Annotated in this window: 24 protein-coding genes; 14 read left to right on the forward strand and 10 right to left on the reverse strand. The window is 40.1% G+C overall.

What is annotated here, in order from left to right; translation table 11 throughout:
* Positions 1-41: 41 nt before the first annotated feature.
* The 5 genes from ABDV70_RS04720 (at position 42) to ABDV70_RS04740 (ending at position 5,992) form a co-directional block, all read left to right on the forward strand.
* Entirely contained in the window at positions 42-2,525 is a 2,484-nt protein-coding gene (locus ABDV70_RS04720) for a heavy metal translocating P-type ATPase (protein WP_343595824.1), read from the forward strand.
* A gap of 70 nt (positions 2,526-2,595) precedes the next feature.
* Positions 2,596-3,018 carry a Cu(I)-responsive transcriptional regulator gene (cueR, locus tag ABDV70_RS04725; RefSeq protein ID WP_343595825.1) on the forward strand — a complete coding sequence of 141 codons (423 nt, stop codon included), beginning with the start codon at positions 2,596-2,598 and terminating at the stop codon, positions 3,016-3,018.
* A 67-nt stretch (positions 3,019-3,085) separates the two neighbouring features.
* Positions 3,086-4,285: an amino acid aminotransferase gene (locus ABDV70_RS04730; RefSeq protein WP_343595827.1), complete on the forward strand. Its 1,200-nt coding sequence runs from the start codon at positions 3,086-3,088 to the stop codon at positions 4,283-4,285.
* Positions 4,286-4,548: 263 nt separating this feature from the next.
* Positions 4,549-5,127, forward strand: coding sequence for a DJ-1/PfpI family protein (locus ABDV70_RS04735; RefSeq protein WP_343595829.1), 579 nt, complete (start codon positions 4,549-4,551; stop codon positions 5,125-5,127).
* Between the two features lie 247 nt (positions 5,128-5,374).
* A complete protein-coding gene (locus ABDV70_RS04740) occupies positions 5,375-5,992 on the forward strand; it encodes a MarC family protein (RefSeq protein ID WP_343595830.1) in 618 nt (205 codons plus the stop codon).
* A 41-nt stretch (positions 5,993-6,033) separates the two neighbouring features.
* Here ABDV70_RS04740 and lpxO read toward each other — a convergent pair whose 3' ends face one another.
* A complete protein-coding gene (gene lpxO / locus ABDV70_RS04745; RefSeq protein WP_343595831.1) occupies positions 6,034-6,939 on the reverse strand; it encodes a lipid A hydroxylase LpxO in 906 nt (301 codons plus the stop codon).
* Positions 6,940-7,713: 774 nt separating this feature from the next.
* Here lpxO and sbmA point away from each other — a divergent pair.
* The gene (gene sbmA / locus ABDV70_RS04750; protein WP_343595833.1) at positions 7,714-8,907 is read left to right on the forward strand and encodes a peptide antibiotic transporter SbmA; all 1,194 of its coding nucleotides are present in this window, start codon (positions 7,714-7,716) and stop codon (positions 8,905-8,907) included.
* A gap of 188 nt (positions 8,908-9,095) precedes the next feature.
* On the opposite strand, the gene ABDV70_RS04755 is transcribed toward sbmA, so the two are convergent.
* Both ABDV70_RS04755 and ABDV70_RS04760 read right to left on the reverse strand, forming a co-directional pair.
* Entirely contained in the window at positions 9,096-9,620 is a 525-nt protein-coding gene (locus tag ABDV70_RS04755) for a chromate transporter (RefSeq protein ID WP_343595835.1), read from the reverse strand.
* Positions 9,617-10,168, reverse strand: coding sequence for a chromate transporter (locus ABDV70_RS04760; protein ID WP_343595971.1), 552 nt, complete (start codon positions 10,166-10,168; stop codon positions 9,617-9,619). The genes ABDV70_RS04755 and ABDV70_RS04760 overlap by 4 nt, the downstream gene beginning before the upstream one ends.
* Positions 10,169-10,273: 105 nt before the next feature.
* On the opposite strand from ABDV70_RS04760, the gene ABDV70_RS04765 reads away from it, so the two are divergent.
* Positions 10,274-11,173 (forward strand): LysR family transcriptional regulator, encoded by a 900-nt coding sequence (locus tag ABDV70_RS04765; protein WP_343595837.1) that lies wholly within the window; start codon positions 10,274-10,276, stop codon positions 11,171-11,173.
* Positions 11,174-11,241: 68 nt separating this feature from the next.
* Complete coding sequence (locus ABDV70_RS04770; RefSeq protein ID WP_343595839.1) at positions 11,242-11,748, forward strand: hypothetical protein; 507 nt, start codon at positions 11,242-11,244, stop codon at positions 11,746-11,748.
* A gap of 194 nt (positions 11,749-11,942) precedes the next feature.
* Here ABDV70_RS04770 and ABDV70_RS04775 read toward each other — a convergent pair whose 3' ends face one another.
* The 5 genes from ABDV70_RS04775 to gatC are packed head-to-tail and all read right to left on the reverse strand — an operon-like array spanning position 11,943 to position 17,586.
* Complete coding sequence (locus tag ABDV70_RS04775; RefSeq protein WP_343595841.1) at positions 11,943-12,890, reverse strand: DUF4435 domain-containing protein; 948 nt, start codon at positions 12,888-12,890, stop codon at positions 11,943-11,945.
* Positions 12,883-14,220, reverse strand: coding sequence for an AAA family ATPase (locus tag ABDV70_RS04780; RefSeq protein WP_343595843.1), 1,338 nt, complete (start codon positions 14,218-14,220; stop codon positions 12,883-12,885). Before ABDV70_RS04780 ends, ABDV70_RS04775 begins: the two co-directional genes overlap by 8 nt.
* Before the next feature lie 55 nt (positions 14,221-14,275).
* Positions 14,276-15,751: an Asp-tRNA(Asn)/Glu-tRNA(Gln) amidotransferase subunit GatB gene (gene gatB, locus ABDV70_RS04785; RefSeq protein ID WP_343595845.1), complete on the reverse strand. Its 1,476-nt coding sequence runs from the start codon at positions 15,749-15,751 to the stop codon at positions 14,276-14,278.
* Positions 15,751-17,229 carry an Asp-tRNA(Asn)/Glu-tRNA(Gln) amidotransferase subunit GatA gene (gene gatA, locus ABDV70_RS04790; RefSeq protein WP_343595846.1) on the reverse strand — a complete coding sequence of 493 codons (1,479 nt, stop codon included), beginning with the start codon at positions 17,227-17,229 and terminating at the stop codon, positions 15,751-15,753. Before gatA ends, gatB begins: the two co-directional genes overlap by 1 nt.
* Positions 17,230-17,274: 45 nt before the next feature.
* Positions 17,275-17,586, reverse strand: a complete 312-nt coding sequence (gene gatC, locus ABDV70_RS04795) for an Asp-tRNA(Asn)/Glu-tRNA(Gln) amidotransferase subunit GatC (protein ID WP_343595847.1) — start codon at positions 17,584-17,586, stop codon at positions 17,275-17,277.
* A 131-nt stretch (positions 17,587-17,717) separates the two neighbouring features.
* Here gatC and ABDV70_RS04800 point away from each other — a divergent pair, with 131 nt between their 5' ends.
* The 6 genes from ABDV70_RS04800 (at position 17,718) to ABDV70_RS04825 (ending at position 22,459) form a co-directional block, all read left to right on the forward strand.
* Complete coding sequence (locus ABDV70_RS04800) at positions 17,718-18,758, forward strand: rod shape-determining protein (protein WP_343595848.1); 1,041 nt, start codon at positions 17,718-17,720, stop codon at positions 18,756-18,758.
* A 13-nt stretch (positions 18,759-18,771) separates the two neighbouring features.
* Positions 18,772-19,629: a rod shape-determining protein MreC gene (mreC, locus tag ABDV70_RS04805; protein WP_343595849.1), complete on the forward strand. Its 858-nt coding sequence runs from the start codon at positions 18,772-18,774 to the stop codon at positions 19,627-19,629.
* On the forward strand, positions 19,616-20,107 hold the full coding sequence (gene mreD, locus ABDV70_RS04810) for a rod shape-determining protein MreD (protein ID WP_343595851.1): 492 nt from the start codon (positions 19,616-19,618) through the stop codon (positions 20,105-20,107). Before mreC ends, mreD begins: the two co-directional genes overlap by 14 nt.
* Positions 20,095-20,661, forward strand: coding sequence for a Maf family nucleotide pyrophosphatase (locus tag ABDV70_RS04815; protein ID WP_343595853.1), 567 nt, complete (start codon positions 20,095-20,097; stop codon positions 20,659-20,661). Before mreD ends, ABDV70_RS04815 begins: the two co-directional genes overlap by 13 nt.
* Before the next feature lie 39 nt (positions 20,662-20,700).
* A complete protein-coding gene (gene rng / locus ABDV70_RS04820; RefSeq protein ID WP_343595855.1) occupies positions 20,701-22,155 on the forward strand; it encodes a ribonuclease G in 1,455 nt (484 codons plus the stop codon).
* 124 nt (positions 22,156-22,279) lie between these two features.
* On the forward strand, positions 22,280-22,459 hold the full coding sequence (locus ABDV70_RS04825; protein ID WP_343595857.1) for a PA1571 family protein: 180 nt from the start codon (positions 22,280-22,282) through the stop codon (positions 22,457-22,459).
* A gap of 51 nt (positions 22,460-22,510) precedes the next feature.
* Here ABDV70_RS04825 and ABDV70_RS04830 read toward each other — a convergent pair whose 3' ends face one another.
* Positions 22,511-23,890, reverse strand: a complete 1,380-nt coding sequence (locus ABDV70_RS04830; RefSeq protein WP_343595858.1) for a wax ester/triacylglycerol synthase family O-acyltransferase — start codon at positions 23,888-23,890, stop codon at positions 22,511-22,513.
* 157 nt (positions 23,891-24,047) lie between these two features.
* Positions 24,048-24,785, reverse strand: coding sequence for a phosphoadenylyl-sulfate reductase (locus ABDV70_RS04835; protein WP_343595860.1), 738 nt, complete (start codon positions 24,783-24,785; stop codon positions 24,048-24,050).
* Between the last annotated feature and the right edge of the window lie 140 nt (positions 24,786-24,925).

Here is a 24,925-nt window from a genome sequence, read left to right on the forward strand (position 1 = left end):
AGCTAAATGAAATTGATTATTTTGTTGCTTGAGGATCTGCTATGAACCAGTCACAACATCCTTATATACAAAGTTTACAAATTACAGGTATGACCTGTGCATCATGTGTTGGACGAGTCGAGAGGGCTTTACGAAAAGTCGAGGGCGTTGCTGATGTAACGGTCAATTTGGCAACCGAACAGGCGAATATTCAAAGTGATATGGCGTTAGATCGTCATGCCCTTGTACATGCGGTAGAGCGTGCAGGGTTTGGCGTATATGAACCAGAGCAAAGCATTGAATTAAATGTTCAGGGCATGACCTGTGCATCTTGTGTGGCACGTGTTGAACGGGCGTTAAAAAAAGTTGAAGGTGTGCAGGATGCAACAGTTAATCTGGCGACTGAAAAAGCAGTGGTGCAGGTGCAACATTTATCCGATGTTCAGGCGTTAATTCATGCGGTTGAAAAAGCGGGCTATGACGCAGCACTGGTTCAGCCAGAACAAGCCAGTCAGGTTGATGAATTGGCAGAACGTAGAGAACAAGAAGCAGCACATTTAAAGCGTGATTTTTATCTGGCGTTGCTGTTGACTGCGCCTGTGTTTATTTTGGAAATGGGCGGACATCTTTTCCCTGCTTTTCACCACTGGGTGGGGATGCAAATAGGGATGCACAACAGTTGGCTAGTTCAATTTGTGCTGACCACATTGGTTCTGGTTTTTGCGGGAAGACGTTTTTATCAAAAAGGCATTCCTGCTTTATTGCGTTTTGCCCCTGACATGAATTCACTGGTTGCCGTTGGAACATTGGCTGCCTATGGGTTTTCATGTGTGGCGGTATTTTTACCAGATGTGCTACCACCCAATAATGTTCAGGTTTATTTTGAATCGGCAGCAGTCATTGTTACCTTGATTTTACTTGGGCGCTATCTGGAAGCCAAAGCCAAAGGTCGTACTTCACAGGCGATTCAACATTTGTTGGGTTTGCAACCGAAAACCGCGAAAGTTCTGCAAGCTGGCGAAGTGCAGGAAGTGGACATTCGTGAAGTAAAACAGGGGATGTTACTGCTGATTCAGCCGGGTGAAAAAATACCAGTTGATGCCAAAGTAGTTGATGGGCAAAGTTTTGTTGATGAGTCGATGATTACTGGCGAATCGATTCCTGTACCGAAAAAACAAGGGGAACAGGTTGTTGCTGGAACAATCAATCAGCAAGGGTTTCTGACCGTTCAGGCAACTGCGGTTGGGGCAGATACGGTTTTATCACAGATTATTCGTTTGGTTGAGCAGGCACAAGCCAGTAAGTTACCGATTCAGGCAATTGTTGATAAAGTCACAATGTGGTTTGTACCTGTTGTGATGGGGTTGGCTGCATTAACATTTGTGGTGTGGTGGATTTTTGGCCCACAACCTGCGTTAAGCATGAGTCTGGTCAATGCGGTTGCGGTTCTGATTATTGCGTGTCCGTGTGCGATGGGCTTGGCAACTCCGACGTCGATTATGGTGAGTACAGGGCGTGGTGCAGAGTTGGGAATTTTGTTTAAACAAGGCGATGCCTTACAAAATTTGCACGGGGCGAAAATTATTGCCTTAGATAAAACAGGCACACTGACCGAAGGAAAACCAACACTCACAGAGTTTGTGACTTTACTAGATTTTGATCAACAACAGGTTTTGGCACAGATTGCCTCTGTCGAAGCGAAATCTGAACATCCAATTGCGTTGGCGATTGTGCAACATGCAACACAGCAACAGGTGTCACTGCTTCCTGTGCAGCAATTTACTGCACTGACAGGCTATGGTGTCGAAGCGAATGTTGCGGGGCAACAGGTTCATTTGGGCGCTGCCCGTTTAATGCAGCAACTTGGGCTTTCATTAGAACAGTTTGAAGCGCAAGCTGAACAGTGGGCGGCACAGGGTAAAACCCCGATTTATGTGGCGATAGATCGGAAATTAGCTGCAATGCTAGTTGTTTCTGACCCGATTAAACCGACTACAGTCAGTGCGATTCAGCATTTGCATCAACTGGGGTTAAAGGTTGCCATGATCACGGGGGATCACCATACCACAGCGCATACCATTGCTCGGGAGTTAGGGATTGATGAAGTCGTTGCGGAAGTGTTACCTGAAGGGAAAGTCGCCGCTGTTCAAAAGCTACAACAACAATATGGAACGCTGGCATTTGTAGGCGATGGCATCAATGACGCACCTGCACTGGCTGCGGCAGATATTGGGATTGCTGTGGGAACAGGAACCGATGTTGCTATTGAGTCTGCCGATGTGGTGTTAATGTCGGGCAATTTACAGGGTGTGGGAAATGCAATTGCACTAAGTCAGGCGACCATGCGTAATATTCGCCAAAATCTGTTTTGGGCGTTTATTTACAATGCCGCTTTGATTCCTGTTGCAGCAGGTGCGTTATATCCAGCGTATGGCATTTTGCTTTCACCGATGTTTGCTGCATTTGCAATGGCAATGTCTTCGGTTTTTGTTCTTGGAAATGCCTTGCGTTTAAAACGGTTTAAAGGTTTTTTTGCTGCAGCATAGGTTTGAATTTTCGCTGATAAAAGTGAGAATGAATGATGTGGCAAGAGGTTTAATAGAGGATAAATCCTTGATGAAAGATGCGAAGAGTATTGGGCAAGTGGCTCAATTAACGGGCTTGTCGAATAAGATGATTCGTTATTATGAAAGTATGGGATTACTGTCTGATATTCAGCGTACCGAAGCCGGTTATCGGGTTTATTCTGAGCAAGACATTAAAAGTTTGCATTTTATCGCCCATGCCCGAGAGCTTGATTTTTCCATTGTGCAGATTAAAGCGTTATTGGCACTGTGGCGTAATCAGGCTCGGCATAGTGCCGAAGTGAAACAGTTGGCATTGCAACATATTCAGCAGCTTGAACAACGGATTGCCCATTTGCAATCGATGGTGGAGACGTTGCAGGAAACGGTGATCTGTTGCAGTGGTGATATGGAAGCAGATTGTCCAATTTTAGAACAAATTGAGCAAGGTGCAAAAGCACGTATAACCGATTAAAAATCAGGCAAACTACAAGGCGTATCTATGGTTATAATGCTGGAGCAATAATCAGGATTGATCAGTTATGTTTCAGCATGTAGAGCCTTATGCAGGCGACCCAATTCTAACCTTGATGGAAAAATTCCAAAAAGATGAACGCCAAAATAAAGTGAATCTTAGTATTGGACTTTATTACACGGAAGAAGGCATTGTTCCTCAATTAAACGCAGTAAAACAAGCCGCTTTACGTGCCAATCAGGATATCGATAAGGCAAAGCTTTATTTACCAATGTCTGGTTTAAAATCGTATTGTGACAGCACACAGGCGCTTTTATTGGGAAATAACAGCCCAGCAAAAGCTGAGCAGCGTGCGGTGACCATTCAAACTTTAGGTGGATCTGGCGCGCTGAAAGTCGGTGCAGATTTTCTTAAAAAATATTTCCCAAGCTCGAAAGTGTGGGTCAGCCGTCCAACATGGGAAAATCATATTGCGATTTTTCAGGGGGCAGGGTTTGAAGTTGCTGAATATCCATATTTCGATGCTGCGACCAATGGCGTTGCGTTTGGTGAAATGCTGGCATGTTTAAAACAGCTTCCAGAGCAAGATATTGTGTTGTTGCATCCTTGCTGTCATAACCCGACAGGTGCAGACTTAACACCAGAGCAGTGGGATCAGGTCATTGCAGTTCTGATTGAGCGTAATTTGATTCCATTCCTTGATATTGCTTATCAGGGCTTTGCAGAAGACTTGGAAAAAGATGCGTATGCAATTCGTGCGTTGGATCAGGCTGGGGCGAAGTTCTTATTGAGCAACTCGTTCTCTAAAATCTTCTCTTTATATGGCGAACGTATTGGCGGATTGACTGCGGTGTGTGATTCGGCTGAAGATGCCGAGCATGTATTGGGGCAATTTAAAGCGACAGTACGTCGTATTTATTCAAGTCCAGCAACAACAGGTGCTGTGTTGGTCGATACTGTTTTGCGTGATGAAGCGTTAAAACTGGATTGGCAAGAAGAATTGCAAGGTATGTGTGACCGTATTACACAAATGCGTACGATTTTACGTGATGAACTTGTACAGCGTGTGCCAGAGCGTGACTTTAGTTATTTGGTAAAACAACGCGGCATGTTTAGCTATACAGGTTTAACGGCTGAGCAAGTGGATCGTTTACGCGATGAATTTGCGATTTACCTGTTACGCAGTGGTCGTATGTGTGTTGCAGGATTAAATCAAAAAAATGTCTATTATGTTGCAGAGTCGATTGCCAAAGTCATTGCAGCTTAAGGATTCTTTTCTTAAAAAACCGCTCTTTGGAGCGGTTGTTTTTTTTGTGGTTCTATATCGGGATATTTGGATTAGATATTGGAGTGATGATTTTTCACGATCATTTGTAAATAAGGTGTTTTAGATGCCCTAAAAATGATATCACGCTGATATTGATGGGAATCTGTAAAGAAATTACATCATATTGATAACCTTACATGGGTTGATTTTTTTTTGTGCTATTTTAAGCTTAAAACGAAAATTAAAAATGAGTGGAGTCATTCATGAGTAAACAGTTATTAATGTTGGTCGGTGACTATGCAGAAGATTATGAAACGATGGTGCCTTTTCAGTTTTTAACTGGACTGGGGTATGAGGTTCATGCTGTTTGTCCAGATAAGAAAAATGGCGATAGTATTGCAACAGCAATTCATGATTTTGATGGGCAGCAAACCTATAGCGAAAAACGTGGACATAATTTTGTACTGAATTATGACTTTGATGCGGTGAATACCGATCATTATATTGGACTGGTGATTCCAGGTGGTCGGGCTCCTGAATATTTACGTATGTACCCACGTGTCATTGAAATTGTACAGGCATTTGATCATGCTCAAAAACCGATTGCTGCAGTGTGCCACGGTGCACAATTGTTAGCCGCAGCAGGTATTTTATCGGGAAAAACCTGTTCAGCCTATCCAGCTTGTGCCGCAGAAGTGCGATTAGCAGGTGGAACCTATGCCGATATTGCGGTGACCGAAGCCGTGACCGATGGGCATTTGGTGACTGCACCTGCATGGCCTGCACATCCTGCATGGTTGGCGCAGTTTGTGAAGTTATTGGGTGCTGAAATTAAAATATAAATTTGGGGTTTTCCCGATGAGATCGGGTCTGATCGGGATATCTGGTATGCGACCTACATTTATTTAATGTACCGAGACGACATGACTCAAGGTTGCATTAATAGGCTTTATCATGCGTCGAGCCATGCGTATGACGAGCCAGATACATCATGCCATTTTAATCCTTAATCAAACAAAGCCTTCAGTGTAGTGAAGACAAATTCTAAATTTCTTATTCATCACCATAAATTTAAATTGAGTATATTTTATGCTATCGCCGTATATTCATTCATTTGCATTATTCTTTTCTTTGCTTAATCCATTTTTGATGAGCATTTACATGATCGGTATGATCCGAAATACCGAAGCAAAAATATTCAATAAGGCACTGATTCAGGGCAGTCTTTTGGCTTTCTTTGTCTTCCTTATGTTTGCATGGGGTGGAGAAGCCATATTTACCCGATATTTGAATGTGCGCTTTGAATCATTTCAGATTTTTGGCGGTATTATTTTTCTGGTGATTGGTTATCGTTATGTGTTTCAGGGGGCGGATACGATTGGTGCTATTCGTGGTGCACCTGAACATTTGGCGGGAACAGTGGCTATGCCTTTTATGATTGGCCCGGGAACGATTAGTGCGGCAATTGTAACAGGGATGGATGTTGGAATGACCAAGACTGCAGTTGTGATGGTTGTAACCTTAAGTTTAACTTGTATTATTCTGATTTTAATGAAGTTTATGCACGACCATCTTCGTTATAAACATGCTAAATATATCGATTATTATTTTGATATTGTCGGGCGATTATCAGCGTTATTGATTGGAACAATTGCGGTGGATATGATTGTTACGGGAACGGTCAATATTATTCAGTCAGGCGTTTAAAAAAAGAAGAATTGGATTTGTCCAATTCTTCTTTTTGATTTTTACAAGAAACTTGGTAATAAAATCAGGGCAATAACCACTAAAAACATAACCCATTTGGTGAGGTAATATAACTTACGGTTTTTAGATTTCAGTTCACGGCCTTTGGCATGAATCGCATAAAAATATTTGAAGATACGGTTAATGAAACCTGTTTGGTCTTGTGCATCATTTGGTGATGCAGAAGCAGACATGACATTTTTACCAAACCAATGGTTAAAACTTTGTGCCCATCGCCATTTCATTGGGCGTTCAATATCACAGAACAAAATAATACGCGTTTGATCCGCTTTATTTTCTGCCCAGTGTACATAAGTTTCATCAAAGAGTGTTGCTTCACCATCACGCCAGCTATGACGTTCCTGATCGACTTCGATAAAACATGCGTCATCATTGGGGGTGCTTAAACCCAAGTGATAGCGAATTGAACCTGCATAAGGGTCACGGTGTTTGCCTAAATAGCTGCCTGAAGGTAATTCGGCAAACATTGCGGCTTTTACTGATGGAATTTGCTCAAGTAATGCTACGGTTTTTGGGCAAAGCTGACGTGCCGATGGGTGACTGTCACTATACCATTTTAAATAGAAGCGTTTCCAGCCACGTTTAAAAAAGGTGTTAAATCCAGCATCATTATTGCTATCGGCAGCTTTGATTTTACCTTGTAATAATAAGGCTTCATCGCGAATCACTTGCCAGTTATCTTGTAGTGGCTTTAGCTCTGGAAATTCTTCGACATTAAAAAATGGCTGGGCTGGCAGACGGGAAAAGCCCGTCATAAACATGTTCACAGGGCCCAAAAAGGTAGAATGGTCAAATAATTGACGTGAAAGCTTGAGCCGCTCTTTTCCACGGAAATAGGTATAAAGCAAACTAATCAGAAAAATACTGATAATAATAATGGCGTACATAGAAAAATCACGATCACTACAAGACGGTTTGGCCGTACTTTGCGTATTGGGGCAAAAAGCAACGACACGATAAAAAGCGAAATAATGAGCACTATTGTAAATGCTAAATCCTGAAAAGAGGCAAATAATTTGTAAATGAGTTTAGAAAAAGACCAAAAAACAAAAGAAATTATGGAAAATTTGTCTATATTTTCAATGGTGAAGGATTTTGAAATGAGACAAAACCTGAAATAGGTTGGGTTTAGCAGATTGCGTGAATGTGATGACACACCTTGATGATTGAGTTTAAAAAACGCTTTTTCATTTTTGAAATTTTATGCTGTATTGAGGTCATTTGAGTGGAGAAGGTCAGTTATTTATAAAACATGAATAGATCTGAATCTTGCGATTGGTATAAGTTTTGCTTAATATTTACTCATGATGCCAGTGTGATGGATTGCGAATGGCATTTAAAAACATAATTTACAGGAGAGATAACAATGAAAATGATGACTGTAAAAGGTGCAGCGATGAAGAGGACAGGATGGTGGCTCTTTGGTTTGGTCATTGGACTACAATTGATGCTGATTTTATGCGTGGCATGGTTAAATATGTAGAATTGAGTAAAGGAAAAGTAGCACTCTTTTTTTGAGGGGGAGTGCTTCGCAAAAAAATACCCTTATTTTAAAAAGATCACATAAAATTACATAGATTTGCCATCTTTTTCAGCTTGAAATCAGTATCATGCCGATAATTTGTTCATGATATGATCGACAACAGGATTACACCTACATAATGTTTAAATCATTTTTTCCATCACCAAAAGCTTTTTTGCTTTCTTTTGTGGTCTGGTTTTTTATTAATTTAATTTTATGGTATTCGGGAGGGCGAGAGTGGGGAACGCTACTCGGTTTTCCTACAGGCTATGCTATGGCCGAGTTACCCGTTGGTGTAAGTCGTTTTTGGGCACCTGCTGTTTTATGGTTTTATATCTGGTTTTGGTGTTCGGTAGCACTGTTTGCAACCTTTTGGCGCATTGTGGCATATCATCGTTGGCATGCTTGGTCCATTTGGGGTTCGGCTTTTATCCTGTTTAATATTTGGTTTAATGTGCAGGTCAGTGTTGCGATTAATGCGTGGTATGGCCCATTTTGGGATCTAATCCAGAAAATGCTGGGTAGCGGTGGCGGAAATATCAAAGATCTTTATTTTGGAACGCTCACTTTTTTATGGATTGCGATGGTTGCTGTGACGGTTGCGGTGATTAACTCGTTCTTTGTCAGTCATTATATTTTCCGCTGGCGAACTGCTATGAATGAATATTATGCTTCACATTGGGCGAAATTGCGTCATATCGAAGGGGCTTCACAGCGTGTGCAAGAAGACACCATGCGTTTTGCCACAACGCTAGAAGCACTTGGAGTGAGCTTTATTAAGGCTATCATGATTTTGATTGCCTTTTTACCTGTGTTGATGCAACTTTCTGCACATGTACCTGCGTTGCCGATTATTGGTGAAGTGAAATATTCTTTGGTTTATGCAGCAGTTGGTTGGGCTATTTTTGGAACATTCTTGTTGATGGTGGTGGGGATTAAACTGCCTGGACTTGAGTTTAATAATCAGTTGGTTGAAGCGGCTTATCGTAAAGAGCTGGTTTATGGTGAAGATTATGAACAACGCGCCCAACCTGAAACATTAAAAGAATTATTCACCAATGTGCGTAAAAATTATTTCCGACTGTATTTCCATTATGCTTACTTCAATTTGGTCAGTACGTGGTACGCCCAGTTAGATGTGTTGTTTAGTCTGGTGGTTTTGTTCCCATCAATTGCTGCGGGAACCATGACCTTAGGTTTAATCAATCAGATTGGTAATGTATTTGATAAAGTTCGTGAGTCTTTCCAGTATTTGATTAATTCATGGAAAACCATCATTGAATTGCTTTCAATTTATAAGCGTCTGAAAGCCTTTGAATCGATTTTAAAATAATATACAAACATGCCTTTGAAGTGAGTTAAATCGCTTTAAAGGCATTTTTTTGCACCACCGCGTTTAATCGTTCCTTAAAAAATTTTCTATATTCACTTTGGTTGTTTTCATTATACAAGTGACTTTTTGCTGATTATTTTTGTTTTTATCCCTCATAAGACTTCAATGGTTGATTTAAACATTGTGGACTAGCCTAGCAAAAGAACCCCTAACCCTGCGCCCAATAGCATGAGCCACATTGGATGCAGTTTGGTAAAAATACCGCATAGCGCTGTGATGATAATAATGAAAATGAGACTAAAATGATCAAAAGAAGGTTGTGCAATAAAATAAGCACTGACCAGAACCAGCCCAACCGTAATCGGTTTGAGAGCCTTTTCAAAAATCTGGCGAAAAGGATGTGCTTTAAAACGATCCCAGAAATGAAGGGTGTATAGGGTTACCATGGATGATGGTGCAAATTTGGCAATCGAAGTCACAATTAGACCGCTTAACCCTGCCACATGCCAACCAATTAAAGGTGAAATCATCATATTCGGCCCTGGTGCGGCCTGAGATAGCGCGAACATAGCACTGAATTGGTCATTGCTCAGCCAATGATGAATATCGACCACTTGATGACGCATTTCTGGCAAAACAGTGACGCCACCACCAAAGGCAAGCAATGATAATTCGGTAAAAAGAAACGTCAGTTGAAGTAAAACGAGATTCATTTTTTCACCTGCAATAAAACAATATTTAAACCCACCAAAATGAGCAAGGTGAACAGTAATGGGAGCTTGAACCCAACCATTAAAACGAAGGTTAAAATGAGGGTTGGAAAGGTGAGTGGTTTTTGAATAATTGACCTAAGCAGTTTAAACCCTGTGGCAAAGAGTAGACCTGCTGCGGTGGCAGACAGTCCTAAAATCAGGTGTTCCACCCAAGGGATAGACTGGAAGTTTTGATAAAAAGAATAAAGCAAAATGACACAAAGTGTCGGGACACAAATGAGCCCTAAAATTGAATAGATTGCGCCTTTAATCCCCTGAAAACGCATGCCAATGGCAACAGACATATTGACGATATTGCCTCCGGGGAGGATTTGGCAAATACCAAGCAAGTCAGTAAATTGTTGGGCGCTTAACCAATTTTTCTCTTCAACAATCAGTCGATGTGCCAAAGGGAGAACACCACCAAATCCCATCATGCCTAATTTTAGAAACCCTAAAAAAAGTTCGGTATTGGTTGGTGAGGACTGGACGAGAACTTTGCTTTCCATCATAAAAATCATGTGTAAATTTCATTTATTCGCTATAGTTTGAAAGCCCTATGTTATATTTACAAATGCTATTTTTTACACAAAACATACTTTTTAGGTATGCTTATGATTGATATTCATAAACTCAAGGCATTTGTAGCGGTGGTTGAAGAAAGTAACATTTCAAAGGCTGCTCAGCGATTACATATGCAGCAACCACCGCTTACACGACTTATTCAGAGTCTGGAACAAGAACTCAATACAGCACTGTTAAAACGTTTGCCTCGTGGTGTGGAAGTTACCGAAGCAGGCAAGGCGTTGTATCAGGAAGCTGTGACCATATTGGCACATGCCAGTGTCATTCCCCAAAGAGTCCATAACATTGCCCAAGGTAAAGAAGGGCAATTGAATATTGGCTTTACCCATTCAATTGGTTTGCATCCTTTTTTACCGACCTTATTACGCCAGTTTAGAGAGAACTTCCCTGCGGTTTCAATTCGACTTGAAGAAGATAGCAGTAGTGTCTTAATTGATGCGGTCATGAATGAAAAACTGGATATCGCATTTGTACGCAAACCCGCATCAATGCAGACACAGCTTCAAAGTACCCATGTTTTAGACGAACCATTGGTTGTGGCTTTGCCGAGTAATCATCCTTTGGCAGAGCAGTCAGGCAATATCCAACTGAAAGACTTAGAGCCTTATGAGTTTGTGTTATATCGACGACTTGGTGGACAGGATTTATTTGATAATATTTTGGCGAATTGCTATCAGGCAGGGTTCAGTCCCAATATTGTGCAGGAAGCACCACGTTTAACTTCGTGTTTAAACCTGATTGCAGCAGGGATCGGCTTATCCATTGTGCCCATATCTATTCAGGATATTTGGAATAAGCAAATTGTGTATCGAACTTTAACGGCAAAGAAACCCAATATTGCCCCAATTTATGCGATTTATCGGTCAGATGAAAATATCAGGGTGAGGCATGTACTGGAATTATTCGCTACACTTCATCGACCAATCTAACATCGCCATTGCTTGATATTTTGGCGTATGATGCGATACAAAAGCCAATCATGGAATGGAGTTTTGAAATGTTTGCATCACATAAACGTACGTCTTTAGGCCGAGTGCTTTTGCTGGCAGCCGCAGTATTGGGTACAACACAAATGAGCATGGCAAGCCCAACCGTTGACCGCTTGAGTGATTGTTTGGTGAAATCAACAACTGCAACGGATAAAACCACGGTGTTACAGTGGACGTTTGTGGCGTTGTCTAGCCATCCCGACTTAAAACAGTTTAGCCATGTGACCGCAGAGCAAAAAACCGCACTGGATAAAAACGTGGCGCAGGTGTTACAGCGTATTTTGGTCGATCAATGTTCGACTCAAGCTAAGGCGGTGATTCAGGCAGATGGTATGCAAGCCGTTGGAGAGAGTTTTCAGCAGTTAGGTCAGATTACGGGTGAGGAAATTCTTAAGACCCCTGAGATTAAACAGCAGCTTAATGGTTTGTTGCGTTATGTGGATTTAAATAAGTTAGTGGTGACTTTTTTAACGCCTGAGGTTTGGAATAAGTTGGGTGTGTTGAGAGGGGAGTAGTTTTAAATCCTCTCCCTAGCCCTCTCCTTTAAAAAAAGGAGAGGGGATCACGCGTATCAAATTAATCACATGATAAAGTCTCCCTTTATCAAGGGAGACTTTTAATATAGAAACTAAGAAATACATTATAATTCTCTTGATTCCTTAATAGATAGAGCTTTATGTTTATAAAGCTAATTAAAGAAAATATTTAATTATACTGCATTTGTAACTTTATTTTCAGAGTTTATTTCACATAAAAACTCTTTAAGACACTCTGGCGTATACGCATAATTCGATAAGTTGCTTAAAACTTTATCAGCCATAGATGGATTTTCAAGTTTTATTTTTACTTGAAATTTTTCAAGAATTATTTCGCTTAGCTCACCATTTTCATAAAGACGCTTTAAATAGGATTTTAAAAACAATATTTGTTGCTTTCCTCTAAAGCTATTTAGTGGATCTGAAATTAAATCTTTGTAATCTGGTTTTTTTGTAAATTCCTTGAATTCAGAAATATTTGATTTTCTTAAAGTTAAATAATCTGGTTGATGTTTTAACTTTATATTGACAGTATCCTTTCCAATAAACTCAATTTTTAAGATTTTATCAAGAGAGGGGATATTAATATTTTTCAATCTAATGAATTTAAAAACACTATTTAATTTGATGGTTTTTTTGTTTGTGTGAAAGTTTTTAATTAAATACTCATAATCTTGAATAATAAAATCAATGATTTCATGTCTATTTTCAAGTTTTGAATTACTTAATCCACATTCTGACAAAATTGTATTCTTGATACTCTCTGTGTGGAGGTAAAAATTCTCAATAGAATAAGCCGGAGTACAGTATACTTTGTCTAAGGTAACTTTTTGATCAAAATCTTTGTCTACAAAGTAATAACATTTATCATTTTTATAGATTCTATGCTTTTCAAGTATTTCCTTTAAAGCAAGTACCTTTTTTTTACCTCCAACAGAAGTAATATTCCAATCAATGCTTAAGATATTGCTGAATCTAGAAATATAATATTTAGGATCATCTTTTCCCTCTACTATTAATTGAATTGATTTTTCTTTAATACGTCTACTTTTTAGATAGTCTCTAAAAATTACAGACATTTCCTCTTTAAATGCTTCCATTTTTTCTTTGCGATTAGTCATTTTCACTAATCTCCATATTCTTTAAGAAAAAGTCATTTAGATCACATGTTATTTCTTCAAGATTATCAAAAATAAAAGGACTATGAGTCATGCAGAGGAGCATATGACAGGAAGGGGCTGTTAGTACATCTTTTAAAAGCATTTTTTGCCATTCAACAGAAAGAGATAATTCTGGTTCATCAAAAAGGATAAAATACTCTTTCTCTTCCTCTAAAAATAGTTTAGAGAATAGTGAAACAATTTGTTTTTCCCCAGATGATAAATCCTCTAAAGGGATTTCATCTTTACAAATAATTTTATTTTGAATGAGATTTACAGAAACATTTATTGAATTTTCATCATAATTCATTGTTTTATTGTTGAAGTATTTTGTACATGTTTCAGTGAAATTTTTAAGTGCTTGATCTTTTTTTCGTTGTTCGAAAAAACCATTAAACATTTTGGAAATAAAATATATCAGTGCAGTATCATTTTTTTCGGAATTATTTTTGAAAGTTGCTTTTTTAATTTTTCGCTTCTCTTCATCTGTTAAATTTTTTCCAAATCGATTTAATAATAAATCTATATCTTTTTTATTGTCTTCAATTATTTTTAGCTCTTCATCATTAATTTCTAAGCCATTAATGAGTTTTTTTAGAATTTCACTATTAATTCTTGACATTGTATCGTTTGATGAAGAAAGAATATTTTTTCTAATTTCTTCAATTCTATTCTTTACATCTTGCAATCCAAATTGAATATTTTTATCTTTAATAATATCAGAATTAAGCTCTTCCATTAATTGTTCAATTCGTCTATATGTTGGTAGGTAGAGTATTTCTTTTTTAAAATTATTCTCAATTATTTGAGTGAATCTATTAATGTTCTCATTTTCAATTATTTTTTGTTTTTCAGATATTAACTCTCTTATTGCACCAGTAGGGATGTTAATTTTTCTTGCTGATGGAGTGTTTTTTATAAAATCAATAATATATTCATAATTGTGATTTTTCTCAACTAGATAAATTAATTTGTTAAAATCAGTTTCAGGCAGTCTTTTTTTGATGAAATCGTAAGCATATGAGTTATATTCAAAATCAAGATCTTCTTTTTTTAAGATAGCTTTTTCTTCAGTTTCTGTAAATTTAATAACAATTTTTTCGAATTTAATATTTTCTAAATTTTTTAATTCGAGACTTAAACAGCTCTTTATTATTCTTAAAATTGTTGATTTCCCTTGTCCATTTTCTGATAATAATATTAAATATGGTGAATCAAAATCAATTTTGATATTTTTATAGCCATGTAAATTTTCAATATAGATATAGTCAATAATGTTAGATTTATTCATAATAAAGCCCCTAAAAAGGAGCTTTATCTCATAAAAACAATAAATTAGTCAACTATTAACCAATCAATTTCTTCATCAATTCATTGACTTGCGCAGGGTTGGCTTTGCCTTTTGCAGCTTTCATCACTTGACCAACAAGACCGTTAAAGGCTTTCTCTTTACCAGACTTGTATTCTTCAACCATTTTTTCATTGGCTGCAAGCACGTCTTTAATAATCGCTTCAATCGCACCTGTATCGGTTTCTTGCTTCAAGCCTTTTTCTGCGATAATTTCGTCCGCAGTTTTGCCTTCTTCCCACATAAAGCCAAACACTTGCTTAGCGATTTTACCGTTAATGGTGTTATCCACAATACGTGCAACCATACCACCTAACTGTTCAGCAGAAACAGGAGAGTCAGCCAAGTCCAAGCCTGCTTTATTTAAAGCACCAGAGAATTCTCCCATCACCCAGTTTGCAGACACTTTACCTTGAGCAACACCGCCAGCCGCAGCCACAACAGCCTCATAAAAGTCTGCCATTTCACGAGAAAGCGTCAGTACATGTGCATCGTATTCAGTCACGCCAAAGTCAGCAATGAAACGTGCACGACGTGCAGCAGGCAACTCTGGAAGCGCAGCACGAGCCGTTTCAATTTGCTCATCTGCAATAATCACGGGTAACAAGTCTGGGTCAGGGAAGTAGCGATAGTCATTCGCTTCTTCTTTAGAACGCATTGAACGGGTTTCCATTTTGTTCGGATCGAACAAACGAGTTTCTTGGTCAATGCTACCGCCCCATTCCAAAATTTCCATTTGGCGTTCAATTTCAACATTGATCGCTTGTTCAATGAAACGGAAAGAGTTAAGGTTTTTTAGCTCACAACGTGTACCAAATGACTCACCCGGACGACGTAAAGACACGTTACAGTCGGCACGGAAAGAACCTTCTGCCATGTTACCGTCAGAAATACCTAACCAACGTACAAGCGTATGAATGGCTTTAATATAAGCAACCGCTTCTTCGACCGAACGCATATCTGGTTCAGACACAATTTCAAGCAAAGGTGTACCTGCACGGTTTAAGTCGATACCTGACATGCCTTCAAATTGGTCATGCACAGATTTACCTGCATCTTCTTCAAGATGGGCACGGGTGACGCCAATGCGTTTCACTGTACCATCTTCAAGTTGGATGTCGATGTGTCCTAAGCCCACAATCGGGTTGTCCATTTGGCTAATTTGATAGCCTTTTGGTGAATCAGGGTAGAAGTAGTTTTTACGTGCAAACACAGATGCTTGGTCGATGTAGGCATCAATCCCCAAACCAAAACGAATCGCAAGATCAACCACTTCTTTATTTAAGACAGGTAGTACACCCGGCATGGCCAAGTCAACAAGGCTTGCTTGAGTATTTGGGTCTTGACCGAACTCCGTCGAAGAACCTGAGAAGATTTTAGAATTGGTTGCAAGTTGGGTGTGAATCTCAATCCCGATGACAACTTCCCAACCATCAATTAAATTTGATTTAGGCTTTTTTTGAGCTTGTGCCATTATGCATTCTCCTCAGCAATTGCCGCACGTTGAGTATGGAAGTCGGTATGTTGTTGGTATTGATGCACAATCGAAAGCAATTGTGATTCAGACCAGTAGTTACCAATCAACTGTAAGCCAACAGGTAGGTTTTGACTGTCAAAACCAACAGGGGCATTGATGGCTGGTAAACCTGCAAGGTTGACTGCAAGGGTGTAAATGTCACCCAAGTACATTTCAACTGGCGTTAAGTTTGCGCCAATTTTGTAAGCTGTGGTTGGTGCAGAAGGCGCAGCAATCACATCGACATTTTCAAAAGCTTTCAAGAAGTCTTGTTGAATTAAGCGACGAACTTTTTGTGCTTTCACATAGTAAGCATCATAATAACCCGCAGACAGTGCATAGGTTCCGATCAAGATACGACGTTTGACTTCTTCGCCAAAACCTTCAGAACGAGAACGCTTGTACAAGTCCATCAAGTCCACTGGGTTTTCACAACGGTAGCCGTAACGTACACCGTCATAACGAGACAAGTTTGAAGATGCTTCTGCTGGTGCAATCAGGTAGTAGGTCGGCACATAGCTTTCAACCATATTCAGGTCGATTTCAACCAATGTTGCGCCAAGTTCTTCTAGTTTTTGCAACGATGCTTCAACACGAGCTTTCACGTCAGCGGCTAAACCAGCAACATTAAAGTACTGTTTTGGAATACCAATGCGTAAACCTTTAACCGATGTGCTGTTCAAGTTTGCAACGTAGTTATCAACTTCTTTATCTACAGAAGTTGAGTCTTTGGCATCGTGACCTGCCATCACATTCATGAGGTAAGCACAGTCTTCAGCCGAGCGTGCCATTGGGCCTGCTTGGTCTAAAGATGATGCATAAGCAATGATCCCGAAGCGAGATACACGACCATAGGTTGGTTTTAAGCCCGTTAAACCACAAAAAGAAGCGGGTTGGCGAATTGAACCACCTGTGTCCGTACCTGTCGCAAATGGTGCTAAATCAGCCGCGACAGCCGCAGCAGAGCCGCCTGATGAACCACCCGGAACACGATCAAGTGCCCACGGGTTGCTCGTTGCACCGACATACGAGCTTTCAGAGGTTGAACCCATTGCAAACTCGTCCATATTCACTTTACCTAAAGTGATTAGACCTGCTGCATTGGTTTTTTCAACCACAGTGGCATCGTAAGGTGAAATGAAGTTGTCGAGTATTTTTGAACCAGCAGTGGTTTTAATCCCTTTGGTACAAAAGATGTCTTTGTGCGCAAGTGGAATACCCGTCAAAGCTGTTGCATTGCCAGCTTGAATTGCGGCATCGGCAGCATCAGCTTGGCTCAGTGCCTGCTCTGGGGTAACAGTCACATAACTTTTGACTTGAGTATCAATTTTGCTGATACGATTTAAATAATGTTGTGTCAGTTCTCGAGATGAAAATTTTGCCGAAGCTAAACCTTCAGACAACTCGCGAATCGATAAGCGGTGTAGATCAGTCATAATAGAATCAGTATTTAATTTTTACAAAAAGTAACAAAAAGGAATTTATTCAATTACGCGCGGTACAAGGTACAAACCATCCTGAGTTGCAGGTGCGATGGCTTGGTACGCTTCACGATGGTTACTTTCAGTAACAACATCGGGGCGTAGCGGCTGAGGATTGTCGAAAGGACTTTTTAATGGTTCAACACCAGTAGTATCAATGGCTTTCAAGGTTTCCATCATGCCTAAAATTTTATTTAGACTTTGTGCGTACTCATTCGATTGCGTATCATTGAGTGATAAACGAGCAAGATTCGCAATCTGTGAAACGGTTTGAGCATCCAAATCTGAACGCTGCACATCTGATGTAGACATAACATCACCTAGTCAGTATCAAAAAAATGTAAAATATAGTGCTATATGATAAGCGATTGACTTGTTCAAATCATCACATTTAGTTAAAGTTGCGACCTTGCGTCCATATTTGTAAAAACTGAGAACGACCCGTGATTCTAAAACGACTAATTGGCTTGTTTTCCCCAGATCTTGCCATTGATTTAGGTACAGCTAATACACTGATTTATGCGCCTGGACGAGGCATCATTTTAAATGAACCGACGGTGGTTGCAATTCGTCACAGCGGTTCGCAGAAAATTGTTGCTGCCGTAGGTCTTGACGCAAAACAAATGCTCGGTCGTACACCAGCCAATATTTCTGCGATTCGCCCAATGAAAGACGGGGTGATTGCTGATTTCGAAGTAACTGAAACCATGTTAAACCAATTCATTGGTAAAGTTCACGAAAAACGTTTATTTCCACCAGCACCACGTGTTGTTGTGTGTGTACCGTGTAAATCAACATTGGTTGAGCGCCGTGCGATCCGTGAAGCGGTGTATAACGCTGGTGCACGTGATGTACGCCTGATTGAAGAGCCTATGGCTGCTGCAATTGGTGCAGGCTTACCTGTAGAGCAAGCATGTGGCTCTATGGTGGTTGATGTTGGTGGTGGTACCACTGAAATCGCCATTATTTCGTTACAGGGCAGTGTTTACTCAGACTCTTTGCGTATTGGTGGTGATGTATTTGATGAACAAATCATCAACTACGTTCGTAAAGCACATGGCTGTGTTATTGGTGAAACCACTGCTGAACTGATTAAGAAAGAAGTCGGCATGGCGATTGCTGAAGATGAAAAGCTGGAAATTGAAGTTCGCGGTCGTAACCTTGCAGAAGGTGTACCACGTTCAATTACCGTAACTTCAGATGAAGTGATGCAGGCCATTGCTGATCCACTACAAAGTATTGTGAGTGCAGTTAAATCAGCATTAGAGCAAACACCTCCTGAACTTTCTTCTGATATTGCTGAACGCGGTATCGTGTTGACAGGTGGCGGTGCGTTACTTCGTAATCTTGATAAATTGCTTGCTCAGGAAACAGGTTTACCTGTTGTTGTTGCAGAAGATCCGCTTACTTGTGTGACTCGTGGTGGTGGTAAAGTCTTAGAATTCTTTGACAATCCAAACCATGACATGCTTTTTGTAGGATAAAAAGGATTAGGCGGTGCAACCGAATATTTTTTCAAGACAACCGCCATCTTTTCGCTCATTTATCATTGCAGTGATTACATGCTTGGTCGTTCTATTTTTCGACTGGCGGATGCCGCATGTAATCCAACCTGCAAGGGATGTCTTGAATGCTGCATATAATCCGATTTATGCCATTGCAAGTTATCCTGTCATGTCGCGAGAGTGGCTGAATCAACAGACCAAATCTGAAGAACAATTGCGCCGTGAAAACACTGCAATGCGTGCAGAGTTATTACAGGCACAGGTCAGGTTACAAAAATTATCCGAACTTTCTGCTGAAAACACTCGATTACGTGGTTTGTTAGATACTCCTTTAATTATTGATGGTCGTATTGAAATTGCTGAAGTGATTGGAACGGATGCGGATCCATTACGCCATATCATTGTGATTAACCGTGGTACGGCAGATCATTTGCATGAAGGACAAGTTGTTCTTGATGATAAAGGCATTATGGGACAGATTATTAATGTCTATTCACATAGTGCGCGTGTATTGCTGTTATCGGATAAAGAAAGCTCATTGTCAGCACGAATTGAACGTACAGGAATGCGGGCAATTATTTCTGGAACAGGCGATTCGGGCAAACTCGAAATGCAATATGTACCAACCAGTGCTGATATTGTGGTCGGTGATCGTATCTATAGTTCTGGTCTGGGAGAACATTTCCCTGCAGGTTATTTAATTGGAACTGTAGCGAATATCCAACGGCATAATTCGGGTGAATTTGCCAAAATTGAAGTGACACCTGCGGCACAGTTATCAGGTGGGCATTATGTTGTGGTCTTGTTTTCAGACTCATTAGCTAAGGAACAACCCTATGTTGACCGCTAATTATCGCCCTGAAAAAAGAAAAGACCCTTTAATTGCGATTGCAATTTCAATCATCCTTGCATCAATTTTGACGATTTATCCATTGTCATATGAGGTCTCTGCATGGAGACCTGCCATGATGTTGCTGGTGATGCTGTATTGGGTGCTATGCCAGCCAACATGGTGCGGGGTGTGGTTTGCTTTCGGTATGGGGATTTTTACTGACCTGCTGATCGATGCACCTCTGGGACAAAATGCATTGATTTTTGTCATTTTGACTTTTGTGATACGTTTTTTTGTACGTGAACGCCGTGTATTGACCTTTTTAAATTTGTGGAGCATTGCGTTTTTAGCAATAGCCGCTTATTTGCTATTTCTTTGGGTGACACAGGTAATGGTTGGGATTAATTATCCTGTAATGCGTCGTTGGCCGCCGTTATTCAGCAGTGTTTTGATTTGGCCTGTGTTATATTATTGCTTTAAGAAATGGCGCGCTTAATTCTTGCTTCTGGTTCGCCTCGTCGTAAAGCGTTGTTATTACAACTTGGACTAAGTTTTGATGTTCTTAGTCCCGACATCGATGAAAGCGTTAAGCCGAAGGAAATTGCACAAGATTATGTCGCAAGACTTGCTCAGGAAAAAGCACATCTCGTATGGCAGCAATTTCCTGATGCCACAGTCATTGCTGCGGATACTTGTCTTGCAGTGGATGCTGAGATTATTGGGAAACCTGAAAATAAGCAGCATGCCTTTGAAATATGGTCAAAACTATCAGGTCGATACCATGATGTATTGACAGGCGTGTGTGTGATGAATGACTCAAATATTCAGGTTGAAGTCGTTCAGACCCGCGTTGAATTTCAGATTTTAACGCCAAGTGATATGGAAAATTATTGGGCGACAGGGGAACCCGTAGGTAAAGCTGGGGGATATGCAATTCAGGGAATTGCAGCACGATTTATTCCGCGAATAGATGGTAGCTATACCAATGTGGTCGGTTTGCCTCTACATGAAACGGCAGCATTACTAAAAGCGATTAATGCACTAAACTAATTGCTTTAAAAAGAATTCTTATAATGTTTTGGGTTTGTTATGTCAGATGAATTATTGATTAATGTTACGCCTATGGAATGCCGCGTTGCATTAATCGAAAATGGAACGGTCAACGAGTTATTCGTGGAGCGGGCAGTAAAACGTGGTCTGGTGGGGAATATTTATAAAGGTAAAGTGGTGCGTGTCCTACCGGGGATGCAGGCTGCATTTGTAGATATTGGTCTGTCTCGTACTGCTTTTTTACATATCAATGATATGGTCTGGCCACGTTCGCAAGCGACACCTAATGTTTTTGAGCTATTACAGCCAGGGCAAACCCTGACGGTACAAGTCATGAAAGATATGTTGGGGACAAAAGGCGCTAGACTCAGCACAGATCTTTCAATTCCTTCCCGTTATTTGGTACTTATGCCTTATGGTAACCATATTGGTGTTTCGCAGCGTATTGAATCAGAAGAAGAACGTGATCGGTTACGCTCCATCATTGAAAAAATCCAGACTCAATATAAATTACCCGGAAGCGTAATTGTCCGTACAGCTGCAGATGGCATTGATGAAGCATCTATTGCGCAGGATATGGGATATCTAGCAAAACTTTGGGAATATATCCAGCGTAAACAACGCAGTATTGTGGTGCCATCACTTATTTTTGAAGAGTTACCTTTACCACAGCGAATTGTACGAGATCTGGCAACGGAAACGACCAGTAAAATTTATATCGATTCTCGTGAAGTTTATAACAAGCTTAAAGATTTTATCGGGGAGTTTATGCCTGAGATGCTGAATCGTTTGATTCATTATCCGGGAGAACGTCCGTTATTCGATTTATATAACGTCGAAGAAGATATTCAAAAAGCCTTACAAACCCGTGTTGCATTGAAGTCGGGTGGCTATTTAATGATAGACCAGACCGAAGCCATGACCACAATCGATGTCAATACAGGGTCGTATGTTGGTGGGCGTAGTCTGGAAGACACCGTTTTCAAAACCAATATGGAAGCAACTGAGGTGATTGCACGTCAGTTACGGTTAAGAAATCTGGGTGGAATTATCATCATTGACTTTATTGACATGCAAGAAGCGGTGCATCGTGAAGAAGTCATGAAACAATTTGATCGTATGCTTGAGCGTGATCATGCCAAAACCAAAATTACACAGGTATCTGAGTTAGGTTTGGTTGAAATGACACGTAAACGCACACGTGAATCTTTAGAACATTTGCTTTGTGAGTCTTGTCCGACCTGTCAGGGACGTGGTTTTGTGAAGACCTCAGAGACAATTTGTTATGAAATATTTCGTGAAATTATGCGTTATGCCCGAGCTTATCAGTCTCAGGCTGGTTTTACGGTTGTTGCAAATCCAATGGTGATTGACCGATTGTTAACTGCTGAAGCACCTGCAGTGGCCGATTTAGAACACTTTATCAGCCGAATTATCAAATTTCAGGTGGAAAACCTATATACGCAAGAGCAATACGATATCATTTTAAGCTAAAGTTGTAACAAGATATCGCTTAATCCTTGTTACAACTGGAATTTTACTTTTGAGTCACATTTTCAATACTATAGCCCTAGGTTCTAGCCAAAGACATACGCTCTTAGCCACGGGGGAGTCCATTATGCAAGTTTGCGAAGAAAAAAGTGTGAAAACCAGTGTTCCACATACAACGAATCATCAACCAGCAAAAAATGATTGCTTTATGGTAGATGAACACGGTAAAGAGATTCCGATCACGACATCGATGGTGCAGGACGTGTGTATTGAACTATTAAGATTATGTCGTACTGTTAAAAGTTAAGCATCAAAGGGCGAAATGGTCGCCCTTTGATTTGTGTGCAATAGCTGTAGACTATTTTAAGACAATATTTGTTTCTAAATCATCTAAATTCAAAACCTGTTCATAGGTCTGAATGGCTTGTTCTAATAGAATCAATAAATTTTGTACTTTAGGTAAGGCTTTACGACAGGCCACAATTCCTACTTCAAGTTTATCTAAATAACTCGTTAGGGTGATATTGAGTGCTTGTCCATCAAACACAACAGAAGCTGGGTATAAAGCTTCGAGTTTTGCACCATTCCAATAAAGCGGCTCTCTAGGCCCTGCAACATTAGAGATCACCAAATTAAATGCCTGATGTTTTGGCATCATTCCCGATAAAATATTTAAGCCTGCTGCTGCATATACAAATGCGCTATAACTTAAAATCTGGCTTGATGTCATACGTTGAAAACGCATTTTAGCATTTTTAACACTTCTTGAAATAATGGTTGCTCTTTCAATCGGGTCTACAACATGCGTGGCAAGGTTAGCCAAAATCATGGTGATTCGGTTGCTGACATCGGAGTCGTCACTACGAATTGATGTAGGCACCATTGCAATGAGGGGTTTATTCGGCAAGCTGTTTAGGCTGATTAAATATTCACGTAATGCAGTTGAACAAACCGCTAAAACGATATCATTTAAAGTCATATCCAGTGCTTTGGCAATGCGTCTGAATCGCTCGAAGGCAAAAGACTGTGCCGCAAACCGTCGAGAAGCCGTTACACGCTGATTTAAAATGCAGGCAGGTGCTTGAAAACTTGAGACATAATCTGGATTGTATTTGCGTTCCTGAACGGCCTGAAACAGTTCGTTAAATACCGCAGGTGTTGTGGTGACCTGATGTTTTAGGTTTGAAACAGTCTGTCCTATGCGACGAATCACATTGGGCTTTTTAGGTTTTTCTCTGCGGCTATTGATACACCACGGTGGTACAATACTTTGCTTGTTGGGGTCTTTAGAGAACGATTTTTCCATCAAACGCATGCTGGCAACACCATCGACCATTGCATGATGGATTTTGAAATACATGGCAAAACGGTTGTCTTCAATCCCTTCAATAATAGTGCATGTCCACAAGGGTTTTGCCCGATCAAGCAAAGTGGCATGTTCTTGTGAAATATAAATCAGTAATTCACGAATACGCCCGGGGTGTGGCAATGCAATGTGGCGAAAGTGATGGTCTAAATCAAATTCCTGATCTTCATCCCAAAATAAACCATTTAATTTATTGTTAAAAGGCGCTACAGGGATACTTTTAGACTCACGGATATCCTGAACTAAATCTTGAATGTAAGTTGAAGGCGCATTGTCTGGAATTTTAAACAAAAATAACCCACCTACATGCATAGGCTGCTGTCTTTTTTCTAAAGACAGAAAAATAATATCGATGGGGTGGAGTGGTCGCATGGATACGGGCCTCATTTGCCTATGCCACAAGATTTAAATAGAATCTGTTTCTGTTGCTATTTTAATCAAGTATAAACCGGCGCATTAAAAATAGAGAAAGGTTCAATCATTATGACACCAGTCAATCCTTGAACTGGTGTCTCATTTTTATATTTGCTTATTTTTTCAGGTTGCCTGCGTGTAATCCGCATTCTTTATGGGTTGCCTCTTCCCACCACCAACGACCTTCACGTTCATGTTGGTTCGGGAGTACGGCACGGGTGCAAGGTTCGCAGCCAATAGAAATAAAACCACGTTCATGCAGTGGGTTATATGGAATTTCCATCATGCGGATATAATTCCAAACATCTGCACTTGACCAGTTTGCAAGCGGATTATATTTAATCAGTTGTTTATCTGGCCCAGAAAAACCAGCGTCGGCCTGAATCACAGGAATTTCGTTCCGTGTACCTGGGCTTTGGTCTTTACGTTGTCCTGTGATCCAGCCATCAAGGGTGGCCAATTTTTTGCGTAAAGGCTGCACTTTGCGAATGCCACAACATTCTTGATGTCCATCTTCAAAAAAACTAAAGAGTCCTTTTTGAGTTACAAAGTCTTGAACGCTTTGCGATTCAGGAAAACAGATTTCAATGTCAATTTTATAAAACTTACGTACTTGTTCTAGAAATTGATAGGTTTCAGGGTGTAAACGCCCCGTATCCAAGCTAAAAACACGGAAGGGTTTACGTAAACGATAAGCCATGTCGATGAGTACAACATCCTCGGCACCCGAAAAAGAAATGGCAATTTCACCTTGTTGATTTAAGGCAAGCTCTAAAATTTCAGAGGGTGACTTCTGTGCATATTCAGCAGCAAGTGCATCAATAAGGTCAATAGAAGGAATCGTGTTGGTCATGATTGTTCCTGGCTGTCAGCTTGGATGCTAATTTACAGATATTGGGTTAAATCCAAAAGTGTGTAAAGTAAATCATAGAATCTGCTCAGCATTATAAAGATAAAAACTTATCGATAAAAATGATTTATTTATAAGCTAAA

Source organism: Acinetobacter sp. (assembly GCF_039596015.1).
In the GTDB taxonomy this organism is placed as follows: domain Bacteria; phylum Pseudomonadota; class Gammaproteobacteria; order Pseudomonadales; family Moraxellaceae; genus Acinetobacter.